Below are 23540 nucleotides of genomic sequence, written 5' to 3'. Positions count from 1 at the left end.
CGAATGGAAGAGCCTCCCTATTCGCTACCGCCTATTCGCAATTCGCCTCTCAAGCCTTGCCGCCGGAATCATTCCGCGTCTGCGCGACCTGCATCTTCGCGTAGGTCGCCATCAGCCCGACCTCGTTCGACAGGGTGACAAGCTTGAAGCCCATGTTGATCGCGCGCACCGCGCCCTCAGCCCCGCTGCAGTGAATCCCAGGATTGAGCCCGCGTTTGCCGCATTCCTTCACGATCTTCTCGTAGATCTTGAGGATTTCCGGCTCCTCACGATCGAGCTTCGGCACCAAGCCATAGGAGAAGCCAAGATCGGACGGACCGATATAGACGCCGTCGATGCCCTCGACGTCGAGGATGGCTTCCATGTTCTCGACCGCCGTCTTGGTCTCCATCATCGGCAGCAGTACGATCTCGTCATTCGCCGTCTTCTGATACGCGCCGGCCGCACCATACATGCCGGAGCGGATCGGTCCGTTCGAGCGCACGCCATGCGGCGGATATTTTGAGTACGAGACGAGATTCTTGGCTTCCTGCGGCGTGTTCACCATCGGGCAAATCACCCCATAGGCGCCGCCATCCAGCACCTTGCCGATGATGCCGGGCTCGTTCCAGGGCACACGCACCATCGGCGTCACCGGGTGGCCGTGCATGGCCTGGAAACACTGCACCATGGACAGATAGTCCTGCACCCCGTGCTGCATGTCCACTGTGACGCTATCGAAGCCGCATTGCGCCACGACCTCTGCGGAGAAGCCCGAGGGAATTGCAAGCCATGCGTTCACGACGGCTTTGCCCTGCGCCCAGAGTTGCTTGACGTTGTTATTTGCCACTTTCCGTATTTCCTTCCCCTATCGTCTCCGCGGTCACTGCGCAGATGACTTCGATCCGTGCATAATGGAGGCGCTACGCGGTTGCCCGCTGGATGCTCGCTTCGCTGACGCCGACCTCGCGCGCCGCATTCACTATCGCCGCCCAGGTGTCATCCGGCAAGGGCACGCCGTTCGCGGTACGCTCTGCGCGCATCTTCCGCTCGGGATCGCCGGGAACGAGCACCTGATCGACGCCTGCGATCGGCTTGGTCGCCCGAATGAAATCCGTGTAGCGCGTGACCTCCTCGTCGAAGAAGCTGGACGGGTCGACCACCTTGGGGTCGATATAGAACGCCAGCATGCCGTTGGCGAAACGTCGATTGGCGGAGGTTGCTCCAGTACCAGTCAGCGCGCCGCCCAACAATTCGCAGATGAACGCCAGCCCCGAGCCCTTGTGCTCGCCGAAGGCGCGGATCGCGCCGGTCCCCTTGGTATGGTCGCGCGGTCCTTCCGCCTCATAGGGTCCATAAAGCACGGCTGGATCTTCGCTCAAGCTGCCGTCCGCATCGATCAGCGCGCCTTCCGGCAGCTTCTTGCCGCCACGGCTTGCGACCAGCACCTTGCCTTCGGCGACGACCGAAGTCGCGAAATCCAGCACGATCGGGTCCTGCCCGGGGCGCGGGATCCCGACGCAATAAGGCGCGGTGGAAAACCGCTTCTCGACGCCGCCAAACGGCGCGACCAGAAGCGAGCCGGCGGCGGTCACGAAATGCACGGACACCAGCCCCTCGGCCGCAGCCATCTCGGCCCAATCGCCAACCCGGCCGAGATGGCCGGAATTGCGTAGCGCGAGCGCGGCCAACCCTGCCTTCTTACACTTCGCGATGCCGAGTTTCACGGCCTGCGGCGTCACCGTCTGCCCGTAGCCGAACTTGCCATCGACGACCACGAGCGAGGGCGTATCAACCACGATCTCGGGCGTCTGGTTGGGCACGATCGAGCCCATCTTCTTCCATCGGATGTAGACGGGCACGCGGATGACGCCGTGACTGTCATGTCCTGTGAGGTTCGCGGTGGTGAGGTAGGTTGCGATCCGACGCGCTTCATCCGACGAGGATTCGGCATGCTCAAAAATGTCGGCGACGAAATCGATGAGGTTTGCGACCTTGATGGTGACCATGAGAACTCGCTGAGACGATCGGGCAGACAGAACACGGTTAGCATGAATGCCCATGCAGGCGACGCAGCCGGTCTCCGCTCAGTTGCATTGCTTCTTATCAAACTGGTCAAGAACCTGCCAAGCGCAGCAACGGCAATGCCGCTCAGTCCTCATTCTTTGCGTCGTCCCTTGCATCATCGAACCCCTCAACGCTCCGTTCCAGCGCCTCAAGCATTTTGTGCAACGCGGCAAGCCTGCGCGCGCCGTAGCGGCTGGCGATGGCGCCATAGACGGCCTCGGAGTCCGGCGCGACCTTCGCTATCAGCTTGAGCCCTCTCGGTGAAATGGTCAGCAACCGGCGGCGCAGATCGTTCTCGTCAACCGTCCGCGCGATCAGGCCGCGACCTTCGAGGTCGCGCAAAATGCGGGACAGGCTCGGTCCGAGCAGAAAGGCAACGCGAGCCAGCTCGGTCGCCTCGATCGCATCGACGGCCGCCAGCGCGCGCAGAATCCGCCATTGCTGCTCGGTGAGATCGTGTCTGCGCAAATTGGGACGAAACTGCCGCATGACGGCTTCCCTCGCCCGCAACAGCGCCATCGGCAGCGAGCGCGAAAAGTCCCGCATTGGAACCGGATGCGCGTCCTTTGCAATCGCGGCTTTTATGTTTTTTGATTTCTTCGCCATCACAAGAGTTTGCACCGCACAACAAACGGTCGGTTTGCCTCAATAAACTTAACATGTTAATCATGTGCCCGCAGCTCCGACCGGTCAAGTTCAGCCAGCAAAAATATCCGCACATGGCACTCGCATCTCACGATATCGCGCTCTCTGCCAAACGCTTGGACGCAGCGGAGAAAAGCTGCATCCAAATCCGCCAGCTGTCGCAGGAATATCCGCAGATCACGATCGAAGACGCCTACGCCATCCAGAAGGCGTGGATCGAGATCAAAGTTGCCGAAGGCCGGACCGTCAAAGGCCACAAGATCGGACTGACCTCGAAAGCGATGCAGAGCGCGCTCGGCATCGACGAGCCGGATTCTGGCGTCCTGCTCGATGACATGTTCTTTGCGGATGGCGGGATTGTTCCCTCCGATCGCTTCATCGCCACCAGGATAGAAGCCGAGCTGGCCTTCGTCATGAAGCAGCGGCTCTCGGGTCCGGACTGCACCTTGTTCGACGTCCTGAATGCGACCGATTTCGTGGTGCCGGCGCTGGAGATCCTCGATACGAGAATTCAGCGGGTCGACCCGGAGACCAAGACCACGCGCAAGATCTTCGACACGATCGCCGACAACGCCGCCAATGCCGGCATCGTGCTCGGCGGCCGCCCGCTGCGGCCCCTGGACGCGGATCTGCGCTGGGTGGGCGCGCTGTGTTCCAAGAATGGCCAGATCGAAGAGACCGGGCTTGCCGCCGGCGTGCTCAATCATCCCGCCATCGCCGTGGCTTGGCTCGCCAACAGGATTGCCGCCCAGGGGCTCGCGCTGGAGCCGGGCCAGGTGGTGCTGGCGGGCTCGTTCATCCGCGCGATCGAGGCGCGGAAAGGTGACACGATCCAGGCCGACTATGGAGCGTATGGGACTGTGAGCTGTTACTTCGCTTGAGCGTTTTCGCTTGAGAGGTTTCCTGGAGCGATCCAATCATGCCGCATTTCAGCATCGAATATTCCGCCAATCTCGAGCCGCGCGTCGACATGCAAAACCTCTGCGAGGTCGTCCGCAAAGCGGCAGCAGAAACCGGCATCTTTCCGGTCGGCGGCATCCGCGTCCGCGCCATCCGCTGCGAGCATTATGCGATCGCCGACGGCAAGCCGGACTACGGCTTCCTTGCGATGCTGTTGCGGCTCGGCGAAGGCCGCGATCTCCCCGCCCGCCAGAAGGCCGGCGAACACGTCTTCCAGGCTCTCTCGAGCCATCTCGAGCCCATCTTTGCAAGCAGCAAATTCGCGCTCTCATTCGACATGCAGATCAACGATGCTGCGACGAGCTGGAAGCGCAACAACATCCACGACGCCCTGAAAGCGGACGCAGCCCATGGATAAAGCCACGCCCAAACAAGACATCTTCAAGGCCAATCTGGACCGCGCGGCTCCCCTGCTCGCCAAGCTGAACGCCGACGGCATCGGCCATTTCATCGACGGCAAGATCATGCCTTCGGTCTCCGGCGCGACCTTTGAGACGCGCTCTCCGATCGACGGCGCATTGCTCACGACCGTGGCACGCGGCAATACCGAGGACGTCGATCGCGCCGCGACAGCCGCCGCACTGGCCTTCAGAAGCTGGCGCGAAATGACACCATCGCTTCGACGCAAGCTCCTGCACCGCGTTGCCGACGGGATCGAGAATCACGCCGAAGACATCGCGGTGCTCGAATGCATCGACACGGGACAAGCCTACCGCTTCATGGCCAAGGCTGCGATCCGCGCCGCCGAGAACTTCCGCTTCTTCGCCGACAAATGTACGGAGGCCCGCGACGGCCGCAACATGCCGAGCGAGGAACATTGGAATGTCTCGACACGCGTCCCGATCGGCCCCGTCGGGGTGATCACGCCCTGGAATACACCGTTCATGCTATCGACCTGGAAGATCGCCCCGGCCCTGGCGGCCGGCTGCACGGTCGTGCACAAGCCGGCGGAATGGTCGCCGATCACAGCGTATTGGCTGGCGAAGATCGTGAAAGAGGCCGATATTCCCGATGGTGTCCTGAACACCGTGCACGGCTTCGGCGAAGAGGCCGGCAAGGCGCTGACACAACACAGCGCGATCAAGGCGATCGGCTTTGTCGGCGAGAGCGCGACGGGCTCGGCCATCATGGCGCAAGGCGCGCCGACCCTGAAGCGCGTACATTTCGAGCTCGGTGGCAAGAACCCGGTCATCGTGTTCGACGACGCTGACCTGGATCGCGCACTGGACGCCGTGATGTTCATGATCTACTCGCTGAATGGCGAGCGCTGCACGTCGTCGAGCCGCCTCTTGATCCAGCAAGGCATCGCCGATGTTTTCATCGATAAGCTTGCGTCACGCGTGAAGGCGCTGAAGGTCGGCCATCCGCTCGACCCTGCTACCGAAATTGGGCCGCTGATCCACGAGCGGCATCTTGCGAAGGTGTGCTCCTATTTCGAGATCGCGCGGCAGGATGGTGCGACCATCGCCGTCGGCGGTCGCTCGCATGATGGACCGGGTGGCGGACATTATGTGCAGCCGACCCTAGTCACCGGCGCCGACAGCAAGATGCGCGTCGCGCAGGAAGAGGTGTTCGGCCCGTTTCTCACCGTCATCCCGTTCCGCGACGAGGCGGATGCGATCGAGATCGCGAATGATATCAAATATGGCCTGACTGGATATGTCTGGACCAATGACATGGGCCGCGCGTTGCGCGTGGCGGACGCGCTGGAGGCCGGCATGATCTGGCTGAATTCCGAGAATGTGCGCCATCTGCCGACACCGTTCGGCGGCATGAAGGCGTCCGGCATCGGCCGCGACGGCGGCGACTACTCCTTCGACTTCTATATGGAGACCAAGCACGTCTCGCTGGCGCGCGGCACCCACAAGATCCAGCGGCTCGGCGTGTAAGGAGAAACCCATGCCCGCCCCTGCCCGCTTCACAACCTACGCCATCGATGGGACCGTTCATTACGGGGCCGTTACGGACGGCGGCATCGTCGACCTCTCCTCGCGCTTTGCCAAGGACTATCCGAGCCTGCGCGAGGTGATCGCCGCCGGCACCCTGCAGCAGCTGGCTGAGGCCGCGGCTGGCCGCGCGCCGGATCACCCGCTCGAGGCGATCACCTTTCTGCCGCCGATCCCGTCGCCCGAAAAGATCATCTGCATCGGCGTCAACTATCCCGATCGCAATGCGGAGTACAAGGACGGCCAGGACGCCCCGAAATATCCATCGATGTTCATGCGCACGCCGCGCTCGTTCGTCGGCCACAACACGCCCCTGGTGCGCCCACACGCCTCGCTGCAGCTCGATTATGAAGGCGAGCTCGTCATCGTCATCGGCAAGGCCGGCCGCCATATCGCCGAGAAGGATGCGCTCGACCACATCGCCGCGCTGACGCTGTGCAACGAAGGCACGATCCGCGACTGGGTCCGACATGCCAAATTCAACGTCACCCAAGGCAAGAATTTCGATTCGACCGGCAGCCTCGGGCCATGGATCGTGCCCTATACGGATGAGGCGCAGATCGCGGACATCAGGCTCACCACCCGCGTGAATGGCGAACTGCGCCAGGATGACCGCACCTCGCGGCTGATCTTCGGCTTCCGTTATCTCATCAACTACATCTCGACCTTCACCACGCTGGTGCCGGGGGACGTCATCGTGACGGGCACGCCGACCGGAGCCGGCGCGCGCTTCGATCCGCCGCGTTATCTGAAGCCCGGCGACATCGTCGAGATCGAAGCCGAAGGCATGGGCATCCTGCGCAACGGCGTCATCGACGAACCTCTGTAACCCCCTTCGAATTGGAACTGCCCATGACCACAATGACCGGCGGCGAAGCGATCGTCAGCGGCCTCCTCGTCCACGGCGTCGACACCGTATTCGGCCTGCCGGGCGCGCAGGTCTATGGCCTCTTCGATGCCTTTCACCAGGCCCAGTTGAAGGTGATCGGCGCCCGTCACGAGCAGGCCTGCGGCTATATGGCGTTCGGCTATGCGCGTGCGAGCGGCCGCCCCGGCGTGTTCAGCGTGGTGCCTGGCCCCGGTGTGCTCAACGCCGGCGCTGCGCTGCTCACCGCGTTCGGCTGCAACGAGCCGGTGCTGTGCCTGACCGGCCAGGTGCCGACCGATTATCTCGGCAAGGGCCGCGGCCACCTTCACGAGATGCCGGATCAGCTCGCGACCTTGCGCACCTTCGTGAAATGGGCCGAGCGGATCGAATATCCGGATGCCGCGCCGACGCTGGTGGCACGCGCTTTTCAGGAGATGCTCTCCGGCCGGCGCGGACCGGCCGCGCTGGAAATGCCGTGGGACGTATTCACGCAGCGGGCCGAGACGGCAGCAGCCAGGCCATTTGCGCCGTTCCCGGCACCGATGCCCGATCCGGATCGCATCACAAAGGCAGCAGCCCTGATTGCCAGCGCGAAGGCGCCGATGATCTTCGTTGGCGCCGGCGCGATCGATGCGCGCGAGGAGATCCTCGAACTGGCCGAGATGATCGACGCGCCGGTGGTCGCCTTCCGCTCCGGCCGTGGCATCGTCTCCAACGCGCATGAGCTCGGCCTGACGATGGCGGCGGCCTATAGACTCTGGCCGCAGACCGACCTGATGATCGGCATCGGCAGTCGCATGGAGCTGCCGACCACCTTCCGCTGGCCGTTCCGGCCCGACGGGCTGAAGTCCATCCGCATCGATATCGATCCGGCCGAAATGCGGCGAGTCACCGTCGACGTCGGCATCGTCAGCGATGCCAAGGCCGGGACGGCTGCGCTCGTCAGCGCCGTCAGTAAGGCGGGTCATAAGAAGACCGCCGGCCGACGCGCAACAATTCGCGAGGCCACCGTTATGACCCAGCAGGAGATCCAGAAGGTACAGCCGCAGATGGCCTACCTGAATGTGTTGCGCGAGGTGCTGCCGCACGATGCCATCGTCACCGACGAGCTGTCGCAGGTCGGTTTCGCCTCGTGGTACGGCTTCCCGGTCTATGAGCCCCGCACCTTCATCACCTCAGGCTATCAGGGCACGCTCGGCGCGGGCTTTCCGACTGCACTCGGCGCCAAGGTCGCCTGCCCCGACAAGCCGGTCGTCGCCATCACCGGCGATGGCGGCTTCATGTTCGCCGTACAAGAACTCGCGACCGCCGTGCAATACAACATCGGCGTAGTGACGCTGGTGTTCAACAACAATGCCTATGGCAATGTCCGACGCGACCAGCGCGAACGCTTCGATGGCCGCGTCGTCGCCTCCGACCTCGTCAATCCCGACTTCGTCAAGCTCGCCGAGTCCTTCGGCGTCGCCGCGAGCCGGGTCACTGCGCCCGATCAGTTCCGCCCGGCATTGGAGAAGGCCTTGGAGCATGGCGGACCGTATCTTATCGATATCGAGGTTCCCAAAGACAGCGAAGTCTCGCCGTGGGCGTTCATTCACCCGGCGAAGCCGTGACCGGGATCAACGCGCGCGGCGGAAGGTCAGGTTGATCCGCCTGCGGCCGAGCAACCCGTGCTCGCCATCGGCGAGCGGCGCAACACCATGGAAGGCCAGCCGCGCCGGTCCGCCCCACACCACGACATCGCCATGCGCCAGCCGATAGCGCTGCGACTTGTCGCTGCGCTTCAGCCCGCCGAACAGGAACGTGGCCGGCAGGCCCAGCGAGACCGACACGATCGGCGCGCTCATGTTGCGCTCGTCACGATCCTGGTGCAGCGACATCTTCGCGCCCGGCTCATAGCAATTGATGAGGCAGGCGTCGGGCGCGAAACCGGCAAAGCCGGCCTCGGCTGCGGCTTGCTCAGCGAGGTCACGAAGCAGCGGCGGCATCGATGGCCAGGGCCGGCCGCTGTCAGGATCGATCGCGTCATAACGGTAGCCGCTGCGATCGGTGATCCAGCCGACCTCTCCGCAATTGGTCATCGCGACCGACATCTGGTGGCCGCCAGGCGTGAACATGCGCCTGAACGGCGCCTGCGCAGTGATGGTCTGGATTGCCGCAACCAACTCATGCTGGCGCGGACGGGCGAAACCACGCAGCAGCACCGCGCCGACCGCGAGTTGCTCGCGGATCGGCGCCGAGGCATCGAGGTTTTCAAACAGATCGGCGGTCAATGCGGATCACTTCGCATCATGGAAGATCACGCCGAGTGTGTGACGCCGCCCAGACCTGAGCCGACTGACGCCATGGCGCATGTTGACGCGGTAGCTGCCGCGCGTGCCCTGCACGGGGCGGACATGCACGGCGAAGGCGACCGCATCGCCCCGCCTGAGCGGCACCACCTCGGCACGCGACTGCATGCGCGGGCGCTGCTCGGTCAGCACGAACTCGCCGCCCTCGAAATCGCGTCCGGGCTCGGAGAGCAGGATCGCGACCTGGATCGGGAACACGTGCTCGCCATAGATATCCTGATGCAGGCAGTTGTAGTCGCCTTCCACATATTGCAGCAGCAATGGGGTCGGCCGCGTCTGCCCTGCCGCATGGCAGCGAGCGAGGAATGCCTCGTGATCCCGAGGGTACTCGATCTCGATCCCCATCGTCCGGTTCCAGCGGTTGGCGATCCCCACCAGGCGCGCATAGAGCCGTGGGCGCAAACTCGTGATCGGCTCCGGCAAGGGATAGCAGAAATACTTGTATTCGCCGCGGCCGAAGCCATGCCGCGCCATGACGATACGGCTACGGAAACGGGAGTCATCGGGATAGAGCGCAGCCAGTGCCTGACATTCGTCCGGCGAGAGCAGGCTCGCCAGGACCGCGCAGCCTTGTGCGTCGAGATCACGTTCGACCTGCGCCCAGTCGAGCGTGTCGATGCGGGAGAAAGCATCTGGAGTCGGACTAACTGTCTTCGTTGCGGCTCTCATACCGACAAGATGGCACCGGCAAGAACGCGGCGCCACCCGATTTCCGGCAAAATTGAGCCTGCAGGTCCGCGCCCCCCTCCCTCACCGGGAGACGCCAAAGGCGACCGGTCCAGTCCCTTCATCCTAAGCAGGGTTGCTTCGCTCGCGATCACAGAACCAGCGCAGGTCAGCCCCGGATCACGCCCTCGATCGCCGCGGCCACCTCGAACAGCTTGCGATCGTTGCCTCCAGACTGCGCCAGCATCAAGCCGACCGGCACCTCGCCGGCGCGATGCGCCGGCAGCGAGATCGCGCAACCGTCCATCATGTTGATCATGGTGCAGTTCCGCAAGGCGCGGATGTTCTCGCGGCCAAACGCCTCGTCGCTTTCGAGGTCGGCGATCTTCGGCGGTGCATTGGCGGTGGTCGGCAGCACCAATGCGTCATAGGGGGCGATGCGCGCAGCGGCACGCGCCACCAGCGAGCGCCGGCCGGCCTGCATCTCGATATATTCCGGCACGGTGATGGCTTCGCCGCGCATGATGCGGACCGAGACACGCGGATCGTACACATCCCCCTTGCTGGTGATGAGGAAACGATGCCAGGCGTAGCTCTCGGCGGCCGCGAAGCCTCCCTTCATGCCGATGATGCCGACGTCGAGGAACTCGGGAAATTCGATGCGCTCAACCAGCGCGCCCTGCCTGGAGAGCGCTTGCAGCGCACGCTCGAAGGTCTGCGCGACCTCCGCATCAAGCTGATCGAGCACGACCGTGGTGGGAACCGCCAGCCGCAGTCCCTTCACCGGTCGCCGCGGCAACGGCCTGATCGGCTCATCCGCAAGCACCGCATCGAGGATCGCGCAGCATTCGACCGTGTTGGCAAGCGGCCCGAAGCTGTCGAGCGAGGTCGAGAGCGGTACGCCGCCTTCCAGGGGCACGCGACGCTGCGTCGGCTTGTAGCCGACAATGCCGTTGAAGGCCGCCGGAATGCGGCAGGAGCCACCAGTGTCGGTGCCGAGCGCGCCGTAAGCCATGCGGTCAACGACCGAGACCGCCGCACCCGAGGACGAGCCGCCCGGAACAAAGCCGATCTCGCGCTTCCAGGCGCTCTTCGGCGTGCCATAATGCGGATTGATGCCGATGCCGGAATAAGCAAACTCGGTCATGTTGGTGCGGCCGATCACCACAAAGCCGGCGCGGCGCAGCCGCGCGACAACGGGCGCATCGGCGTCTGCCGGTGCGGAATCCTCCAGCGCGCGCGAGCCGGCGCGGGTCACCTGCCCCTTGATATCGAACAGGTCTTTGACCGAGACAGGAATGCCGGCAAAGCGCGACGGCACCGCATTGGCTTTGCGCAGGCCGTCCATGGCGTCGGCAGCGGCAAGGGCCGCGTCCTTGTCGACATGGACGAAGGCACGCGCCCCCTCCCCCGCCGGATCGGCGATCCGGGCCAGGCACTCCTCGACCAGCTTGCGGGATGTGGTGCGGCCAGCTTCGAGGTCGTCGGCCAACGAAACAAGGGTCGGATTTGCTGCGGTCATGATTCCCATCGTCCCAATCCGCGGCTGCGCCGCAACGTTCGGCTGCTCATAGCGGACCGGTTTGCCCGCGACAATGCCGGTAGATGGGACCTAGCCCCGCGGAACCCTCGCCTGACCGGGGCGGATCACTTCAGCCCGAAATAGGCCCGCCGGAGCGCCTCGTTGTCGGTCATCTCCGCCACCGTGCCGGAAAAGCGGATATGTCCGCCCTCCAGCACAAACACCCGCGTCGCGACCTCGAGAAAGCCGATGTTCTGCTCCGCCACCAGGAGCGCGATGCCGCGGCTCTGCAGCTCTTTCAGGATCCGGATCACCTCCTTGACGAATAGCGGCGACAGGCCGGCGGACGGCTCATCCAGCACCAGCAGCTTCGGTTCGGCGGCGAGCGCCTTGGCCATGCCGAGCATCTTGCGCTGGCCACCCGACAGGCTGGACGCCGGATCCTTTCGCTTGTCGCGCAAGACCGGGAATTGCGCATAGAGCAGCTCCACATCCGCAGCGCGGTGTCCCAGCGCCTGCGCCCCGATGCGAATGTTCTCCTCGATCGAGAGATCCGGGAAAACCGCAAGTTCCGACATATAGGTCATGCCGCGACGCATCCGGTCGCTGGAGCGCATGCGCGTGATGTCGTCGCCCCCGAGCCGGATGCTGCCATGACGCGCCTCGATCAGACCGACCAGCGATTTCAAGAAGGTGGTCTTGCCGGCGCCGTTGGCGCCCAGCAGCAGCACCGTCTCACCGGCCCGCACGTCGAGGTCGACGCCCCACAGCACCTGCATGGTACCGTAGCCGGCGTCGATCCCGGAAGCCTGGAGCAATGGCGTATCAGGCGGCATGCTCGCCTCCCAGGAACACCTCGATCACCTGCGGCTGTTTCACCGCCGCGGCGAGCTTACCTTCGAAGATCTCCTTGCCGGCATTCATCACGATGACGCGGTCGGTGATGTGCTCGATGAAACCCATCAGATGCTCGACCACGATGATCGCCACGCCGTTGGCGGCGAGCGCCTTGATGCGGCCCGCGATCCAATCGAGCTCGGCCGGGTTGAGGCCAGCTGCGAGCTCGTCGAGCAGCAGCAGGCGCGGCGCGGTGGCGAGCGCCCGGGTCAGATCCAGCATCTTCTGCTGAGCGCTGTTGAGATCGGCCGCCGGTCGGTTGGCGACATCGGCGAGCCGGTATTCCTTGAGCAGCGCATCCAGCGACGGCGGCGTGCCGTCCGCGCGGCCATAAGCGAGCGCCACCTCGACATTCTCGCGCACCGAGAGCGACATGAACGGTTTCGGCACCTGGAAGGTGCGGTTGATGCCGCGATGGACCAGCTTGTGCGAAGCGACGCCGCCAATCGCGCCACCGACGAAAGTGAGCTCGCCGCCATCGGGCGCGTAGAGGCCGGAGATCACGTTGATTGCGGTCGTCTTGCCGGAACCATTGGGACCGACGAGCCCGAGGATCTCGCCGGCCACGACATGAAAGCTGAGACCGTCGAGCGCCGTGAAGCCACCGAAGCGCTTCACAAGCTTGCTGACCTCGAGGATCGGCTTGGCCTCAGGGGACATGCCATCCCCTCCGCGTTGCCAGCGACATCAGGCCAGCCGGCAGGAACAGCACGAGTCCCATGATCAAGAGCCCGTAGACGAGCTGGAAATATTGCGGCGTGGTGAAGCCGATCAGATTGTAGATGCCATAGAGAATGAGAACGCCGACGATGGGGCCAAGGATGGTAGCGACCCCACCGAACAGCGCGAACACGATGGCGAAGATGGAGAACTCGCCGGAGAACACGTTGTCGGGATAGAATACCGAGACATACCAGGCGTAAACGCCGCCGGCGAGACCCGCCACCAGCGCCGAGGCAAGCCAGGCGATCACCCGCATCTTCACGACATCGACCCCGGCCATCGCGGCGCTGACGGAGTCCTCGCGCACCGCCTGCAGCGCGAGGCCGAAGCTCGAATTGCGCAAATAGATGACGACGCCGACGGTCAGTGCGAGCACGGCCAGCGCGGCATCATAGGCGAAGGCGGGATCGAACGTGCCGCTCAACGAGACGCCGTAAGGCCCCTTGGTGATGCTCTCCAGCGCCGGATTGGCTACGAGATGCAGCACCGCCAAGGAGGCTGCAAGATTGGCGATCGCGAAATAAGCCCCGGTCAGCCGCAATAGCGGCGTCAGCACAAGCCCAAGCGCCACGCCGACCAGACCTGCGGCGAGCACAGCCGCAACCGCAGGCGCCTGGAAATGCATCACCATGATGGCAAAGCCATAGGCACCCGCCCCGAAGAAGCCGACATAGCCGAACGGCAGATAACCGGTGAAGCCATAGATGATGTTCACGCCCTGAGCGAGGATCAGGAAGATCACGAAGTTGAACAGCAACAAATGGTTCTGATAGACCCCGGGCGCGATCGCGAACACGATCAAGAGCGGCACCAGAATGGTCAACGTGTGCTTGAGGCCGCTATGCAACGCGCACCCGCCTTCCGAGCAGTCCACTCGGGCGCAAGAGAAGAATGAGGATCAGGAGCACATAGGGCAGAAGGTCGGCCCAAGAGCTCAAATATGTCTGCACCAGCATGTAGCAGACGCCGTACACGACACCGCCGAGGGCGGTACCGAGCGGATTTCCGAGTGAGCCGAGCACGACGATCGCAAACGATGTCACGGTCGCATCCGCTCCGAACGCCGGCGTGATCGAGCCGAACATGAACGGCGCGAACACGCCGGCAATAGCCGCAAGTCCCAGCCCGATGCCGAACGCAACGGCCGAAACACGGTCGACATCGATACCGGTTGCAAAGGCCTCGTCACGCCGGGACATCACCGCGCGGGTCAACGTCCCGAGCCGGGTCCGATAGAGATAGAGATAGACGAGGCCGATCGCGACCAGACTGGTGACGGCCGCAATCACCCATGGCGCCGGAAACCCCTGGCCGAAAATCTGGATCGGCCCGCCGCGGCCCGGCGTGCCGCCGAACCATTTGACCTTGATGGTGGTGAAGACGGTGCCGAGCAGCCGGCTCTGGATCGAACGCTCGCTGGTGCCGGCGAAGATCGTGGTGATGGCTTCGATGACCTGCGACAGGCCAAAGAACAGGATGATCGACAGCATCTCCGGATTGGCCGAGCCCTGCAGCCGCGGCACCAGCACCCAATAGAGCAGCACGCCTGCGAGCAGGAATACGACGAAGGCGAGCGGCACCGCGAACAGTGGGTCGATGCCGGCGAGCGTCACCACGCCGAGCGCGATGAAGGCGCCCAGCATGATGGTATCGCCATGCGCGAGATTGACGATGCGCATGACGCCGAACACCAGATTGAGGCCTATACCAACCAGGCTGAAATAAAGGCCGAACAGAACGCCGGCGATCAGCGCGTAACTCAGCATCTCCAGCCCAGCCCCCCGGCGTCCTTTCTCCGCTCTTGCGGCGTTACGGCGCCGGGTAGACCGGCTTGCCGGTGGCGGTCTCGTGCGGATAGATGGACACGAACTTGATGTGCCCATGCTCGTCCAGCGCAAGCTGGCCCAGCGGCGTCAACTCGCCGATCTGGCCGCCCATCTCGTCGAGCGCAAAGGTGCCGTCGAGCGTCTTCAATTGATTGGAGAGCGAGAACACCGCCCGCCGCAACTCCATCTGATCGAGCGAGGTGGCAACCGAAAGCGTCTTCTCGATCACAAGGCCGGTGGTGTAGCCGGCGACCGCGTTGAAGCCGAACTCGATCTTGCCGTCGGGATATTTTTTGTTCCAGGCCGCCTTGTACTCCTTCATCGTCATTCCGAAATTGACAGGATAGTCGATCTCGGAAGGCGGCACATAGGTCCAGATGTGCTCGAGTCCCTTGGCGCCGATGTTCTTCTCCAACAGCTCCGTTTCCAGTCCGGCATAGATTGCAAACAGCATCTTGAAATTGACGCCGACGTCCTGGACATTGCGCAGGAATGCGATGTCGTTGGGGGCGTAGCCAAAATGGATCACGGCATCCGGATTGGCGTTGTTGATGTTGTTGATGATCACCGTGTAGTTGGTGGTCTCGGTCGGCACGCCCTGATCATAGACGATCTCGATCGGCGCACCGGAGTCCTTGACGAACTTGCGGAATGCGTTGGCCTGCGTTCCCGTAAACTCGTTGGTGGCGTAGAGGATCGCGATCTTCTTGATGCCGAGCCCGGGCCCGTCATGGGTGATGAAATCGGCGACCGGCTTCGGCCAGACGGTCGAGACGGGGTCTGCGATCAGCGCGATATAGGGATTGTCCTTGGAGAAGAAGCTCGCGCCGGTGCCGGTCTGATCGAACAGGAACATCTTGTGGTCGCGGGCGATCGTCACCGCCGGTGCCGTCAGGACCGAGCCGGAATCGGCGACCAGAAGGTCGACCTTGTCCTGGGTGACGAGCTGATTATAGAGCGTCGACGCCGTGGCCGTGTTGCTCTGATCGTCATAGGCGACCAGCTTGACCGGGATCTTCTTGTCGAAGGCCTTCACGTAGACGCCGCCCTCGGCATTCTTCTGGTCGGCCCAGAGCTTCAGTGCGCTATGGACGGGCATCGAGATCGAGGCATAACGGCCGGATGAAGCATAGAGCGTGCCGATCTTGATTTCGGCCGGAGCATCCGCAGCGAAAGCCGAACCCGCGAACGCGATGCACGCGGCCAAGCCCGCACCGATCAGCTTGAACATCCGTTCCTCCCTTGATCTTTTTTGTATGACCTTTTGGTCTTTTTTCGCATGGCGGCAATTGAGCGTGCGCTTGTCAGGTGACAGGCGCGCCGTGTCGTCCGCTTATGCGCATGCCGTTGGCCGGCATGCATGCAGTGATGGACCGTTGACGCCCAATAGTCAAATGGCGCATCACCTTTGCAAACAAGCGGGTGGCCGAGCCCGCCTTTCGGGAGGACGAGACAGATGGCCGAAGCTGCGCGTGCGCGCCCGAAACCGACACCCGAGACGCAGCACTTTTGGGACGGCACGAGGCTTGGCGAATTGCGGCTGCAGCGCTGCGACGCCTGCGCCCATGTCTACTTCCCGCCGCGGCCGTTCTGTCCGTCTTGTGCCAGCCGCGAGGTCAGCGTGTTCAAGGCCTCCGGGAGGGGCACGCTTTACAGCTATGTCATCAATCATCGCCCGACCGCACCCGGCTTCACGCCGCCTTATGCGATCGCTGTCGTCGCACTGGATGAAGGCCCGCGCATGATGAGCAACATCACCGGCTGCCCGCAAACGCCGGAGGCACTTGAACTCGACATGCCGCTCGAGGTGACCTTCGAAAAGCTCGACGAGCAGATCACCCTGCCCTTGTTCCGACCGGCCAAGGGGTAAGCGCATGCGCAGAAACCAGGTTGCCGTGGTGGGCGCGGCAGAGACCACCAAGCTCGGCGTGATCCCCGACATGTCGCAGATCCAGTTGCATGCGGACGCGGCGCTGAACGCGCTGGCCGATGCCGGCCTGAAGCTGTCCGACATCGACGGTTTCGCCACCGCCGTCGAAACGCCGCAGCAGATCTGCCATTATCTCGGCATCACCCCGACCTGGGTCGACGGCACTTCGGTCGGCGGCTGCTCGTTCATGCTGCATGTCCGTCATGCCGCAGCCGCGATCGAAGCCGGTCTGTGCAAGACCGTGCTGATCACGCATGCCGAGAGCGGCAGGTCGATGATCGGCAAGCCGCCGCGGTCGATTCCGGCCGACAGCCTACAGGGGCAATTCGAGGCGCCGTTCGGCATATTCGGGCCGCCCAGCATGTTTCCGATTCCCGTACTGCGCTACATGAAGACCTACGGCATTACCCATGAGCAGCTGGCGATGGTTGCGGTCGTGCAGCGGGAATGGGCGGCGAAAAATCCGCGCGCCATGATGAAGGAGCCGATCACCGTCGAGGACGTGCTCAATTCGCGGATGATCGCCTATCCGTTTCGGCTCTTGCAGTGCTGTCTCGTTACCGACGGCGGCGGCGCGCTGATCCTGACCTCCGCTGACCGCGCCAAGGACTTCCCGCAGAAGCCGGTGTATATTCTCGGCACCGGCGAGAGCGTGGAGACGCCGATGGTGAGCCAGATGGAGACCTTCACCTCCTCGCGCGCGTTCAAGGTCGCAGGTCCCCTCGCCTTCAAGGAGGCCGGGATCACGCATCGCGACGTCGATCACCTGATGATCTATGACGCCTTCGCGCATCTGCCCTTGTTCGGGCTTGGCGATCTCGGCTTCATGCCGCATGAGGAAACCGGGCCATTCATCGCGGCGGGCCATACGCGCCCCGGCGGCAAGCTGCCGCTCAATACCAACGGAGGTGGCCTCTCCTACATGCATTCCGGAATGTACGGCATGTACGCGTTGCAGGAGAGCGTGCGACAGATGCGCGGCATTGCCCCGGCCCAAGTCCCGAACGCGAAGATCTCGGTTTGCCACGGTGTCGGCGGCATGTTCGCCGCGTCGGGAACGATCATCTTTGCGAATGAGAAGTAGCACGCTCGTCATTCCGGGGCGGTCCGCAGGACCGAACCCGGAATCTCGAGATTCCGGGTTCACGCTTCGCTTGCCCCGGAACGACAGCAGGAGGCAGCATTGACCAAACTACTTCAAGACAAAGTCATCATCGTCACCGGCGCTGGCCGCGGCATTGGTCGTGCGATCGCCCTGCTTTGCGCCGCCGAGGGCGCCAAGGTGGTCGTCAATGATCCTGGAGTCGCCTCCGACGGTTCCGGCACCAGCGCCGCGCCGGCCGAGGAAGTGGTCGAGGAGATCCGTAAGCGCGGCGGTACGGCGGTCGCCAATTTCGAGTCGGTCGCCGAAGCCATTCCGGCGAGCCGGATCGTCAAGACCGCGACCGATCACTTCGGCCGGCTCGACGGCGTGGTCAACAATGCCGGCATCCTGCGCGACATGATCTTCCACAAGATGAGCGTCGAAGCCTTCGAGGCCGTCATCAAGGTACATCTGTTGGGCTCCTTCTACGTGGCCCATGCCGCTGCGCGGCTCTTCCGGGAGCAGGAAAGCGGTTCCTTCGTGCACTTCACGTCCACCTCCGGCCTGGTCGGCAATTACGGACAGGCCAATTACGCTGCCGCCAAGCTCGGCATCGTGGGACTGTCCAAATCGATCGCGCTCGACATGCACCGCTTCAATGTGCGGTCGAACTGCGTCTCACCTTTCGCCTGGAGCCGGATGATCGGCACCATTCCGACCGAAACAGACGCCGAACAGGAGCGCGTGGAGCGGATGAAGCGGATGGGACCGGAGAAGATCGCACCCGTCGTCGCCTATCTGCTGAGCGAGGAAGCGAAGGATGTCACCGGACAGGTTTTTGCGGTGCGCATGAACGAGATCTTCCTGATGAGCCAGTCGCGCCCGATCCGCTCTGTCCACCGCGGCGAAGGGTGGACACCGCAGACCGTCGCGGAACACGCGATGCCGGCCCTGAGGCCGTCCTTCTACAAGCTCGACCGCTCCGCCGACATCTTCAGCTGGGATCCGATCTGATTGGCGCCCGATGCGCCGTCGACGGCTCCTTGCAGCGCAAACTATCATAAGTTGTTTTATTCTCACACTGCCCGCTTTGTGCCGAATTATGGCGTATGATCTCCTCCCAACAAGAACGTGGGAGGACACATATGACAAATCCACGACACGACTCCGACGCGGCGGGCGAAGCAGATCACTTCGACCGCCGTGCCCTGCTGAAGGGCGCAGCGGCTTTTGCCGCCGCGGCCGCGGCGGTCTCGCCCGCCACCGCGCGCGACTACGGGAGAGGCACGCAGCCGCAGCGCTATCCTGATCCTGACATCGTTGTGATCGACGAAAAGCGCTTCAAGGCGAAGGTCGGCAACACCGCGATTCACCGGCTCTATACCGGCTGCCTATGGGCTGAAGGGCCGGCGTGGAATGCGCAGGGGCAATATCTGGTCTGGAGCGACATCCCGGCCAATCGACAACTGCGCTATCTCGATGACGACGGCCACATCTCCGAACAGTTCCACAAGCCGTCGAACGAAGCCAATGGGAGCACCTTCGATACCGAGTTCCGGCAGATTACCGCCGAGCGCACCCGCCTGGTCCGCTACGAGCATAACGGCTCCGTCACGACCTTGGCCGAGCAGGCCAACGGCAAGCCACTCAACGGGCCGAACGACATGGTCGTGCACCCGAACGACAAGTCGATCTGGTTCACCGATCCGGGTTATGGCGCGCTCAGCATCTACGAAGGTCAGCGCGTGAACATGGGTTCCGTGCAACCTTACCAGAAGGAAGCGGTCTATCGCATAGACGCGCAATCCGGCCAGATCAGCAAGGTCGCCGACGATCCCTTCAAGCCCAACGGCATTGCCTTCAGCAATGACTACAAGAAGCTCTATGTCTGCGATACCGGCAGCACGCATTATCCGCAAGCGAAGAACGTTGTGTGGTCGTACGACATTGATGGCGATAAACTCTCCAATCCGAAGCAGTTCATCGACATGACGCTCGACGGCAAGTCAGGGCTTGGCGACGGCGTACGCGTCGACATCGACGGCAACATCTGGGTCGGTTCCGGCTGGGTCGGCGAGGGTTATGACGGCGTACAGGTGTTTGCGCCGACGGACGGCGTACGGATCGGCCAGATCCGCCTGCCGGAAACCTGCGCCAATCTCTGCTTCGGCGGCAAGAAGCGCAATCGCCTGTTCATGGCTGCGAGCCAGTCACTCTACGCGGTCTATGTGGAGACGATGGGCGCGCATTTCTGTTAGCGAATAGCGAACGAGAAGAGCGAATAGCGGACGATCCATTCGCTACTCGCCCTTCGCGACTATCCCGTGTTCCTCAAGCCCGCCGAAATGCCGTTGATCGTGAGCTGTATCCCACGCAGAATCTGCTCATCGGGATTCTGCGCGCGGTGCTCCTTGAGAAGTTCGACCTGCACGTGGTTGAGCGGGTCGAGATAAGGAAAGCGGTTGCGCACGGAGCGCTCAAGCAGCGAATTGCCCTGCAAGAGCCGGTCCTGCCCCATGATGTCGAGCAACGTCTCGATCGCCAGATGGTATTCGCGGCGGATGCGGCCGAAGATCTTTTCGCGCAGGTCCTCGTCCGCCACCAGCTCGGCATAGCGCGAGGCGATCGCGATCGAACTCTTGGCCAGCACCATGTCCATGTTCGACAGCAGCATGCGGAAGAACGGCCACTCGCGATAGAGCTCCTTCAGGAACGGCATCCCCTGGTCCGGATGCTCCGCGATCCAGGCCTCGACCGCGCTGCCGAACCCGTACCAGCCGGGAAGCATCAAGCGGCACTGCGCCCAGGAGAACACCCAAGGAATGGCACGCAAATCCTCGATGGCGCGGGTCTTCTTGCGCGAGGCCGGCCGGCTGCCGATGTTGAGCGTCGCGATCTCGTTGATGACGGTCGAGGCCCAGAAATATTCGACAAAGCCGTCGGTCTCATAAACGAGGCCGCGATAGGCCTTGAAGGCGAGTTCCGACAATCGATCCATCGCGGTCAGATATTCGCGTTTCGGCGCCGGCTGCCGCGGGTGCAGCAAGCTCGCCTCCAAGGTGGCCGCCGCAAGGATTTCCAGATTGCTGCGGCCGACCTCGGCGTTGGAATATTTGCTGGAGATGATCTCGCCCTGCTCGGTGATCCGGATCTGACCATTCACCGCGCCGCCGGGCTGCGCGATGATCGCATCATAACTCGGTCCACCACCTCGGCCGACCGAGCCGCCGCGGCCATGAAACAGACGCAGCCGCACATGATGGCGTTCGAAGATCTCGACCAGACCTATCTCGGCCTTGTAGAGCTCCCAGCCTGAGGTGACGAAACCGCCGTCCTTGTTGCTGTCGGAATAGCCGAGCATGACCTCCTGCACGGCGCCGCGGCTGTCGACCAGCCGGCGATAATCATGGAGCGCCAGCATTCGGTCCATGATGCCGCTGGAGGCCTGCAGATCATCGATCGTTTCGAACAACGGCACGATGTTGACGGCGCTGCGCCCCGCGGGGTCGATCAACCCGACCTCCTTCAAGAGCAGCGCGACTTCCAGCATGTCCGACATGCCCTTGCACATCGAGATGATGCATTGCGGTATTACGTCCGCGCCGAACGTAGCATGTGCCTCGGCGGCGGCACGGAACACCGCAAGCTCACTGACCGTCTCGTCGCTGTATTTGATGAATTGCGACACCAGCGGCCGTGCATTGCGCAGCTCGCTCGTCAACAGCGCGATGCGAGCCTCTTCGCTCAGTGCAAGATATGACATCCCGGGCATCGCGGTGTCGAACAGCTCGGCGACGGTGCGTTCATGGACGGCCGAGTTCTGCCGGATATCCAGCCGGGCCAGATGGAAACCGAAGCAATCGACCGCGCGGCGTAGCATCCTCAGGCGGCCGCGCGCGATCACCCGGGCGTTGTTGGCGATCAGTGAGCGATGCAGCACATCGAGGTCATCCTGGAATTCCCGGACGCTCTTGTAGGGCGCGCCTTCGCCGACAGGCGGCCGGCTGATCTGAATGCCGAGCTTGTTCGCGGTCGCGGCCAGCCGCGCATAGATGCCGGAGACCGCCAGCCGGTAGGGCTCGCCGCTGCGATGCGGCGAGATATCCGGCGAACGCTCGGCAAGCGCCCGCAGATCCTCGGAGATCTCCGCCAGATGCGCGGCGATCGACAGCTCGCCGCCGAGCAAATGCAGCTCTTCAAGATAGTAATGCAGCACCAGACTGGACTGCAGCTTCAAGGTCCCCCGCATGACCTCGGCGGTCACGAACGGGTTGCCGTCGCGATCGCCGCCGATCCAGCTGCCCATCCGCAAGAACGAGGCGAGATCGCCGGCCAGGGCCTCGCCGTCGTTGAGGCGATCCTCGAGCGAGCACAACAGTGCCGGCACCTCGCGGAGAAACGTATAGTCGTAGAACGACAGGCCGTTGGTGACCTCGTCGAGCACCGTGAGCTTGGTCCGGCGCAACAGGTTGGTCTGCCACAGGGTCAGCACCGCGCGCCGCAGCGCTTCGTCATTGGCCTCGCGCTCGTCGGGCGTGAGCTGGACCCGCTCGCGGCGATCGAGCAGCGTGGCGACCTCCATCTCGCGATCCATCGTGCTCCTGCGGCGCACTTCGGTCGGATGCGCAGTCAGCACCGGGCTGACCAAGGCGGTCGCAAAGAACTTGCGCAAATCGGCCGCGCCAAAGCCGGCTGCCTTCGCATGCGACAAGGTCTCGGCGAGCATGCCGCCCCCGCCATTGGAATCGGCGCGGGCGCGCATGCGGCGGATGTTGTTCTGATCCTCGGCAATGTTGGCGAGATGGGAGAAATAGCTGAACGCGCGGACGATGCGCACGGTCTCGGCGATCGTCATGCTGTCGAGGATCTGCTCCAGCTCGCGCCTAGCCTGGCGGTCCTCATCGCGGTGGAAGCGTACCGACGTCTGCCGGATACGCTCGACCAGATCGAACACGTCGGCACCTTCCTGGTCGCGGACGGTGTCGCCGAGGATCCGTCCCAGCAACCGGATATCCTCCCGCAGCCTCGCATCGTCCTCCATCGCCTGAGCCTCTTGGGCCCGATCGCGCCTGATCTCGGCGTCGGAAGGATCAACGTCTGAAGGCATGGGCTGCGGCGACATGGCTCTTCTCCCCAGAAGCGGCCCGGCAACACTCAGTCTGCAACTTTTTTGCCGCAGCGCAAGATGAAGATGGAGGCCGCTCGGGAAGGCCTAGGGGCATCAGACGTCAACGAACCTTGGCGCCCGCTTCTCGATATTGGCGCGAACGGCCTCGAGCTGGTTCGGGCTGCCAATCAGCTTCTGCTGCTCGACCGACTCGGCCAGCAGCGCCGGACCGGGATCGACCGAGAGGCTGTTGAACATGCGCTTGGCGGCGCGGATCGCATCCGGGCTCCTGCCCGCGATCTCAAGCGCCGTCGCGAGCGCGGCGCCGCGCGGATCGTCGCAGATGCGCGTCACCAGGCCGTAGGACTGCCCCTCCTCTGCGGAAAACACACGTCCCGTATAGGTCAGCTCACGCAGGATATCGTCGCGCATGAGCGTCGCCAGGATCGGCGTACCCGCCATATCAGGCACCAGGCCCCATTTGATCTCCATGATCGACATCCTGGTGTCGGGCGCGACGTAGCGCATATCGGCGCCGAGCGCGAGCTGGAAGCCGCCGCCAAACGCCACGCCATGCACCGCAGCAATCACCGGTACCGGCAATTGGCGCCAGCCCCACACCGCCTGCTGGGCGAAATTGGCCTGACCATGGGTGCGGACGGTGAGATCGCGCGTCTCGCCGCCGGCAATGCCGTTGCCGCCGTTCTCGTTCATCGCCGCAAAGCGCCCCATGTCCAGGCCGGCGCAGAACGCCCGCCCTTCGCCCGAGAGCACGACCGCGCGCAGGCCCTTCTCCTTGGACAGCCGCTCGGTCGCCTTCACCAGCGCCTCGAACATCGCCATGTCCAGCGCATTCATCTTGTCGACCCTGACCAACCGGACGTCGGCGACGCCGTCCTTGATCTCGATCGCGACTCGTTCCATCGAACGGCTCTCCCTGTTCATCTTCTTTCCGGCTTTACAGGAAACCGG

Annotated in this window: 23 protein-coding genes; 10 read left to right on the top strand and 13 right to left on the bottom strand. The window is 63.4% G+C overall.

Translation table 11 applies throughout. From position 1 onward, the window contains the following. Positions 1-49: 49 nt before the first annotated feature. The 3 genes from QX034_RS23710 to hpaR form a co-directional block, all read right to left on the bottom strand. Entirely contained in the window at positions 50-829 is a 780-nt protein-coding gene (locus tag QX034_RS23710) for an HpcH/HpaI aldolase family protein (protein ID WP_315706215.1), read from the bottom strand. 73 nt (positions 830-902) lie between these two features. Continuing rightward, complete coding sequence (locus QX034_RS23705; protein WP_315706216.1) at positions 903-1988, bottom strand: malate/lactate/ureidoglycolate dehydrogenase; 1086 nt, start codon at positions 1986-1988, stop codon at positions 903-905. Positions 1989-2130: 142 nt separating this feature from the next. After that, complete coding sequence (hpaR, locus tag QX034_RS23700) at positions 2131-2592, bottom strand: homoprotocatechuate degradation operon regulator HpaR (protein ID WP_315741507.1); 462 nt, start codon at positions 2590-2592, stop codon at positions 2131-2133. Between hpaR and QX034_RS23695 the strand changes: the two genes are divergently transcribed. From QX034_RS23695 to QX034_RS23670, 6 genes are all read left to right on the top strand, one after another. Next, a complete protein-coding gene (locus QX034_RS23695; protein WP_315730972.1) occupies positions 2534-2698 on the top strand; it encodes a hypothetical protein in 165 nt (54 codons plus the stop codon). The two genes, hpaR and QX034_RS23695, sit on opposite strands and share 59 nt — an antisense overlap. A gap of 67 nt (positions 2699-2765) precedes the next feature. Further along, complete coding sequence (gene hpaH / locus QX034_RS23690) at positions 2766-3572, top strand: 2-oxo-hept-4-ene-1,7-dioate hydratase (RefSeq protein ID WP_316195859.1); 807 nt, start codon at positions 2766-2768, stop codon at positions 3570-3572. Between the two features lie 38 nt (positions 3573-3610). Beyond that, on the top strand, positions 3611-4009 hold the full coding sequence (locus tag QX034_RS23685; protein ID WP_315741508.1) for a 5-carboxymethyl-2-hydroxymuconate Delta-isomerase: 399 nt from the start codon (positions 3611-3613) through the stop codon (positions 4007-4009). Further along, positions 4002-5540 carry a 5-carboxymethyl-2-hydroxymuconate semialdehyde dehydrogenase gene (hpaE, locus tag QX034_RS23680; RefSeq protein WP_316195858.1) on the top strand — a complete coding sequence of 513 codons (1539 nt, stop codon included), beginning with the start codon at positions 4002-4004 and terminating at the stop codon, positions 5538-5540. Before QX034_RS23685 ends, hpaE begins: the two co-directional genes overlap by 8 nt. Positions 5541-5550: 10 nt before the next feature. Continuing rightward, complete coding sequence (locus QX034_RS23675) at positions 5551-6426, top strand: fumarylacetoacetate hydrolase family protein (protein ID WP_315741510.1); 876 nt, start codon at positions 5551-5553, stop codon at positions 6424-6426. 23 nt (positions 6427-6449) lie between these two features. Then, on the top strand, positions 6450-8075 hold the full coding sequence (locus QX034_RS23670; protein WP_315769488.1) for a thiamine pyrophosphate-dependent enzyme: 1626 nt from the start codon (positions 6450-6452) through the stop codon (positions 8073-8075). 6 nt (positions 8076-8081) lie between these two features. On the opposite strand, the gene alkB is transcribed toward QX034_RS23670, so the two are convergent. From alkB to QX034_RS23630, 8 genes are all read right to left on the bottom strand, one after another. Beyond that, on the bottom strand, positions 8082-8735 hold the full coding sequence (gene alkB, locus QX034_RS23665) for a DNA oxidative demethylase AlkB (RefSeq protein WP_316173712.1): 654 nt from the start codon (positions 8733-8735) through the stop codon (positions 8082-8084). 6 nt (positions 8736-8741) lie between these two features. Beyond that, a complete protein-coding gene (locus QX034_RS23660) occupies positions 8742-9482 on the bottom strand; it encodes a 2OG-Fe(II) oxygenase (protein ID WP_316173710.1) in 741 nt (246 codons plus the stop codon). 166 nt (positions 9483-9648) lie between these two features. Further along, a complete protein-coding gene (locus QX034_RS23655) occupies positions 9649-11001 on the bottom strand; it encodes an amidase (RefSeq protein WP_315706224.1) in 1353 nt (450 codons plus the stop codon). 125 nt (positions 11002-11126) lie between these two features. Beyond that, entirely contained in the window at positions 11127-11837 is a 711-nt protein-coding gene (locus QX034_RS23650) for an ABC transporter ATP-binding protein (protein WP_315741512.1), read from the bottom strand. Continuing rightward, the gene (locus QX034_RS23645; RefSeq protein ID WP_315762193.1) at positions 11827-12558 is read right to left on the bottom strand and encodes an ABC transporter ATP-binding protein; all 732 of its coding nucleotides are present in this window, start codon (positions 12556-12558) and stop codon (positions 11827-11829) included. The genes QX034_RS23650 and QX034_RS23645 overlap by 11 nt, the downstream gene beginning before the upstream one ends. Further along, entirely contained in the window at positions 12548-13468 is a 921-nt protein-coding gene (locus QX034_RS23640; RefSeq protein ID WP_315741514.1) for a branched-chain amino acid ABC transporter permease, read from the bottom strand. The genes QX034_RS23645 and QX034_RS23640 overlap by 11 nt, the downstream gene beginning before the upstream one ends. Beyond that, positions 13461-14387 (bottom strand): branched-chain amino acid ABC transporter permease, encoded by a 927-nt coding sequence (locus QX034_RS23635; protein ID WP_315706228.1) that lies wholly within the window; start codon positions 14385-14387, stop codon positions 13461-13463. Before QX034_RS23635 ends, QX034_RS23640 begins: the two co-directional genes overlap by 8 nt. A 43-nt stretch (positions 14388-14430) precedes the next feature. Next, the gene (locus QX034_RS23630; RefSeq protein ID WP_315741515.1) at positions 14431-15678 is read right to left on the bottom strand and encodes an ABC transporter substrate-binding protein; all 1248 of its coding nucleotides are present in this window, start codon (positions 15676-15678) and stop codon (positions 14431-14433) included. Positions 15679-15903: 225 nt separating this feature from the next. On the opposite strand from QX034_RS23630, the gene QX034_RS23625 reads away from it, so the two are divergent. The 4 genes from QX034_RS23625 to QX034_RS23610 all read left to right on the top strand — a co-directional run bounded on the left by QX034_RS23625 (position 15904) and on the right by QX034_RS23610 (position 19719). Further along, complete coding sequence (locus QX034_RS23625; RefSeq protein WP_315706230.1) at positions 15904-16317, top strand: Zn-ribbon domain-containing OB-fold protein; 414 nt, start codon at positions 15904-15906, stop codon at positions 16315-16317. 4 nt (positions 16318-16321) lie between these two features. Then, positions 16322-17461 (top strand): thiolase C-terminal domain-containing protein, encoded by a 1140-nt coding sequence (locus QX034_RS23620; protein WP_315741516.1) that lies wholly within the window; start codon positions 16322-16324, stop codon positions 17459-17461. Between the two features lie 99 nt (positions 17462-17560). Then, positions 17561-18475, top strand: a complete 915-nt coding sequence (locus tag QX034_RS23615) for an SDR family oxidoreductase (RefSeq protein ID WP_315706232.1) — start codon at positions 17561-17563, stop codon at positions 18473-18475. 131 nt (positions 18476-18606) lie between these two features. Further along, the gene (locus QX034_RS23610) at positions 18607-19719 is read left to right on the top strand and encodes an SMP-30/gluconolactonase/LRE family protein (protein WP_315706233.1); all 1113 of its coding nucleotides are present in this window, start codon (positions 18607-18609) and stop codon (positions 19717-19719) included. A gap of 59 nt (positions 19720-19778) precedes the next feature. Here the strand turns inward: QX034_RS23610 and ppc are convergent, their stop codons facing one another. Continuing rightward, entirely contained in the window at positions 19779-22583 is a 2805-nt protein-coding gene (ppc, locus tag QX034_RS23605) for a phosphoenolpyruvate carboxylase (protein WP_315706234.1), read from the bottom strand. 99 nt (positions 22584-22682) lie between these two features. Continuing rightward, on the bottom strand, positions 22683-23492 hold the full coding sequence (locus tag QX034_RS23600) for a crotonase/enoyl-CoA hydratase family protein (RefSeq protein ID WP_315762199.1): 810 nt from the start codon (positions 23490-23492) through the stop codon (positions 22683-22685). Positions 23493-23540 lie beyond the last annotated feature (48 nt).

Origin of the sequence: Bradyrhizobium sp. SZCCHNR3119 (genome assembly GCF_032487775.1) — a bacterium.
GTDB lineage: Bacteria > Pseudomonadota > Alphaproteobacteria > Rhizobiales > Xanthobacteraceae > Bradyrhizobium.
Note: the sequence above shows the minus strand (reverse complement) of the source record. Positions and strands in the feature narration are given on the sequence as shown.

Coding starts and splice junctions, on each gene's coding strand:
- QX034_RS23675 (WP_315741510.1), top strand. CDS start 5,551: ATGCCCGCCCCTGCCCGCTTCACAACCTACGCCATCGATGGGACCGTT.
- QX034_RS23685 (WP_315741508.1), top strand. CDS start 3,611: ATGCCGCATTTCAGCATCGAATATTCCGCCAATCTCGAGCCGCGCGTC.
- QX034_RS23635 (WP_315706228.1), bottom strand. CDS start 14,387: ATGCTGAGTTACGCGCTGATCGCCGGCGTTCTGTTCGGCCTTTATTTC.
- QX034_RS23655 (WP_315706224.1), bottom strand. CDS start 11,001: ATGACCGCAGCAAATCCGACCCTTGTTTCGTTGGCCGACGACCTCGAA.
- QX034_RS23610 (WP_315706233.1), top strand. CDS start 18,607: ATGACAAATCCACGACACGACTCCGACGCGGCGGGCGAAGCAGATCAC.
- QX034_RS23695 (WP_315730972.1), top strand. CDS start 2,534: ATGACGGCTTCCCTCGCCCGCAACAGCGCCATCGGCAGCGAGCGCGAA.
- hpaR (WP_315741507.1), bottom strand. CDS start 2,592: ATGCGGGACTTTTCGCGCTCGCTGCCGATGGCGCTGTTGCGGGCGAGG.
- QX034_RS23600 (WP_315762199.1), bottom strand. CDS start 23,492: ATGGAACGAGTCGCGATCGAGATCAAGGACGGCGTCGCCGACGTCCGG.
- QX034_RS23670 (WP_315769488.1), top strand. CDS start 6,450: ATGACCACAATGACCGGCGGCGAAGCGATCGTCAGCGGCCTCCTCGTC.
- QX034_RS23705 (WP_315706216.1), bottom strand. CDS start 1,988: ATGGTCACCATCAAGGTCGCAAACCTCATCGATTTCGTCGCCGACATT.
- QX034_RS23630 (WP_315741515.1), bottom strand. CDS start 15,678: ATGTTCAAGCTGATCGGTGCGGGCTTGGCCGCGTGCATCGCGTTCGCG.
- hpaE (WP_316195858.1), top strand. CDS start 4,002: ATGGATAAAGCCACGCCCAAACAAGACATCTTCAAGGCCAATCTGGAC.
- ppc (WP_315706234.1), bottom strand. CDS start 22,583: ATGTCGCCGCAGCCCATGCCTTCAGACGTTGATCCTTCCGACGCCGAG.
- QX034_RS23645 (WP_315762193.1), bottom strand. CDS start 12,558: ATGTCCCCTGAGGCCAAGCCGATCCTCGAGGTCAGCAAGCTTGTGAAG.
- QX034_RS23625 (WP_315706230.1), top strand. CDS start 15,904: ATGGCCGAAGCTGCGCGTGCGCGCCCGAAACCGACACCCGAGACGCAG.
- QX034_RS23620 (WP_315741516.1), top strand. CDS start 16,322: ATGCGCAGAAACCAGGTTGCCGTGGTGGGCGCGGCAGAGACCACCAAG.
- hpaH (WP_316195859.1), top strand. CDS start 2,766: ATGGCACTCGCATCTCACGATATCGCGCTCTCTGCCAAACGCTTGGAC.
- QX034_RS23650 (WP_315741512.1), bottom strand. CDS start 11,837: ATGCCGCCTGATACGCCATTGCTCCAGGCTTCCGGGATCGACGCCGGC.
- QX034_RS23660 (WP_316173710.1), bottom strand. CDS start 9,482: ATGAGAGCCGCAACGAAGACAGTTAGTCCGACTCCAGATGCTTTCTCC.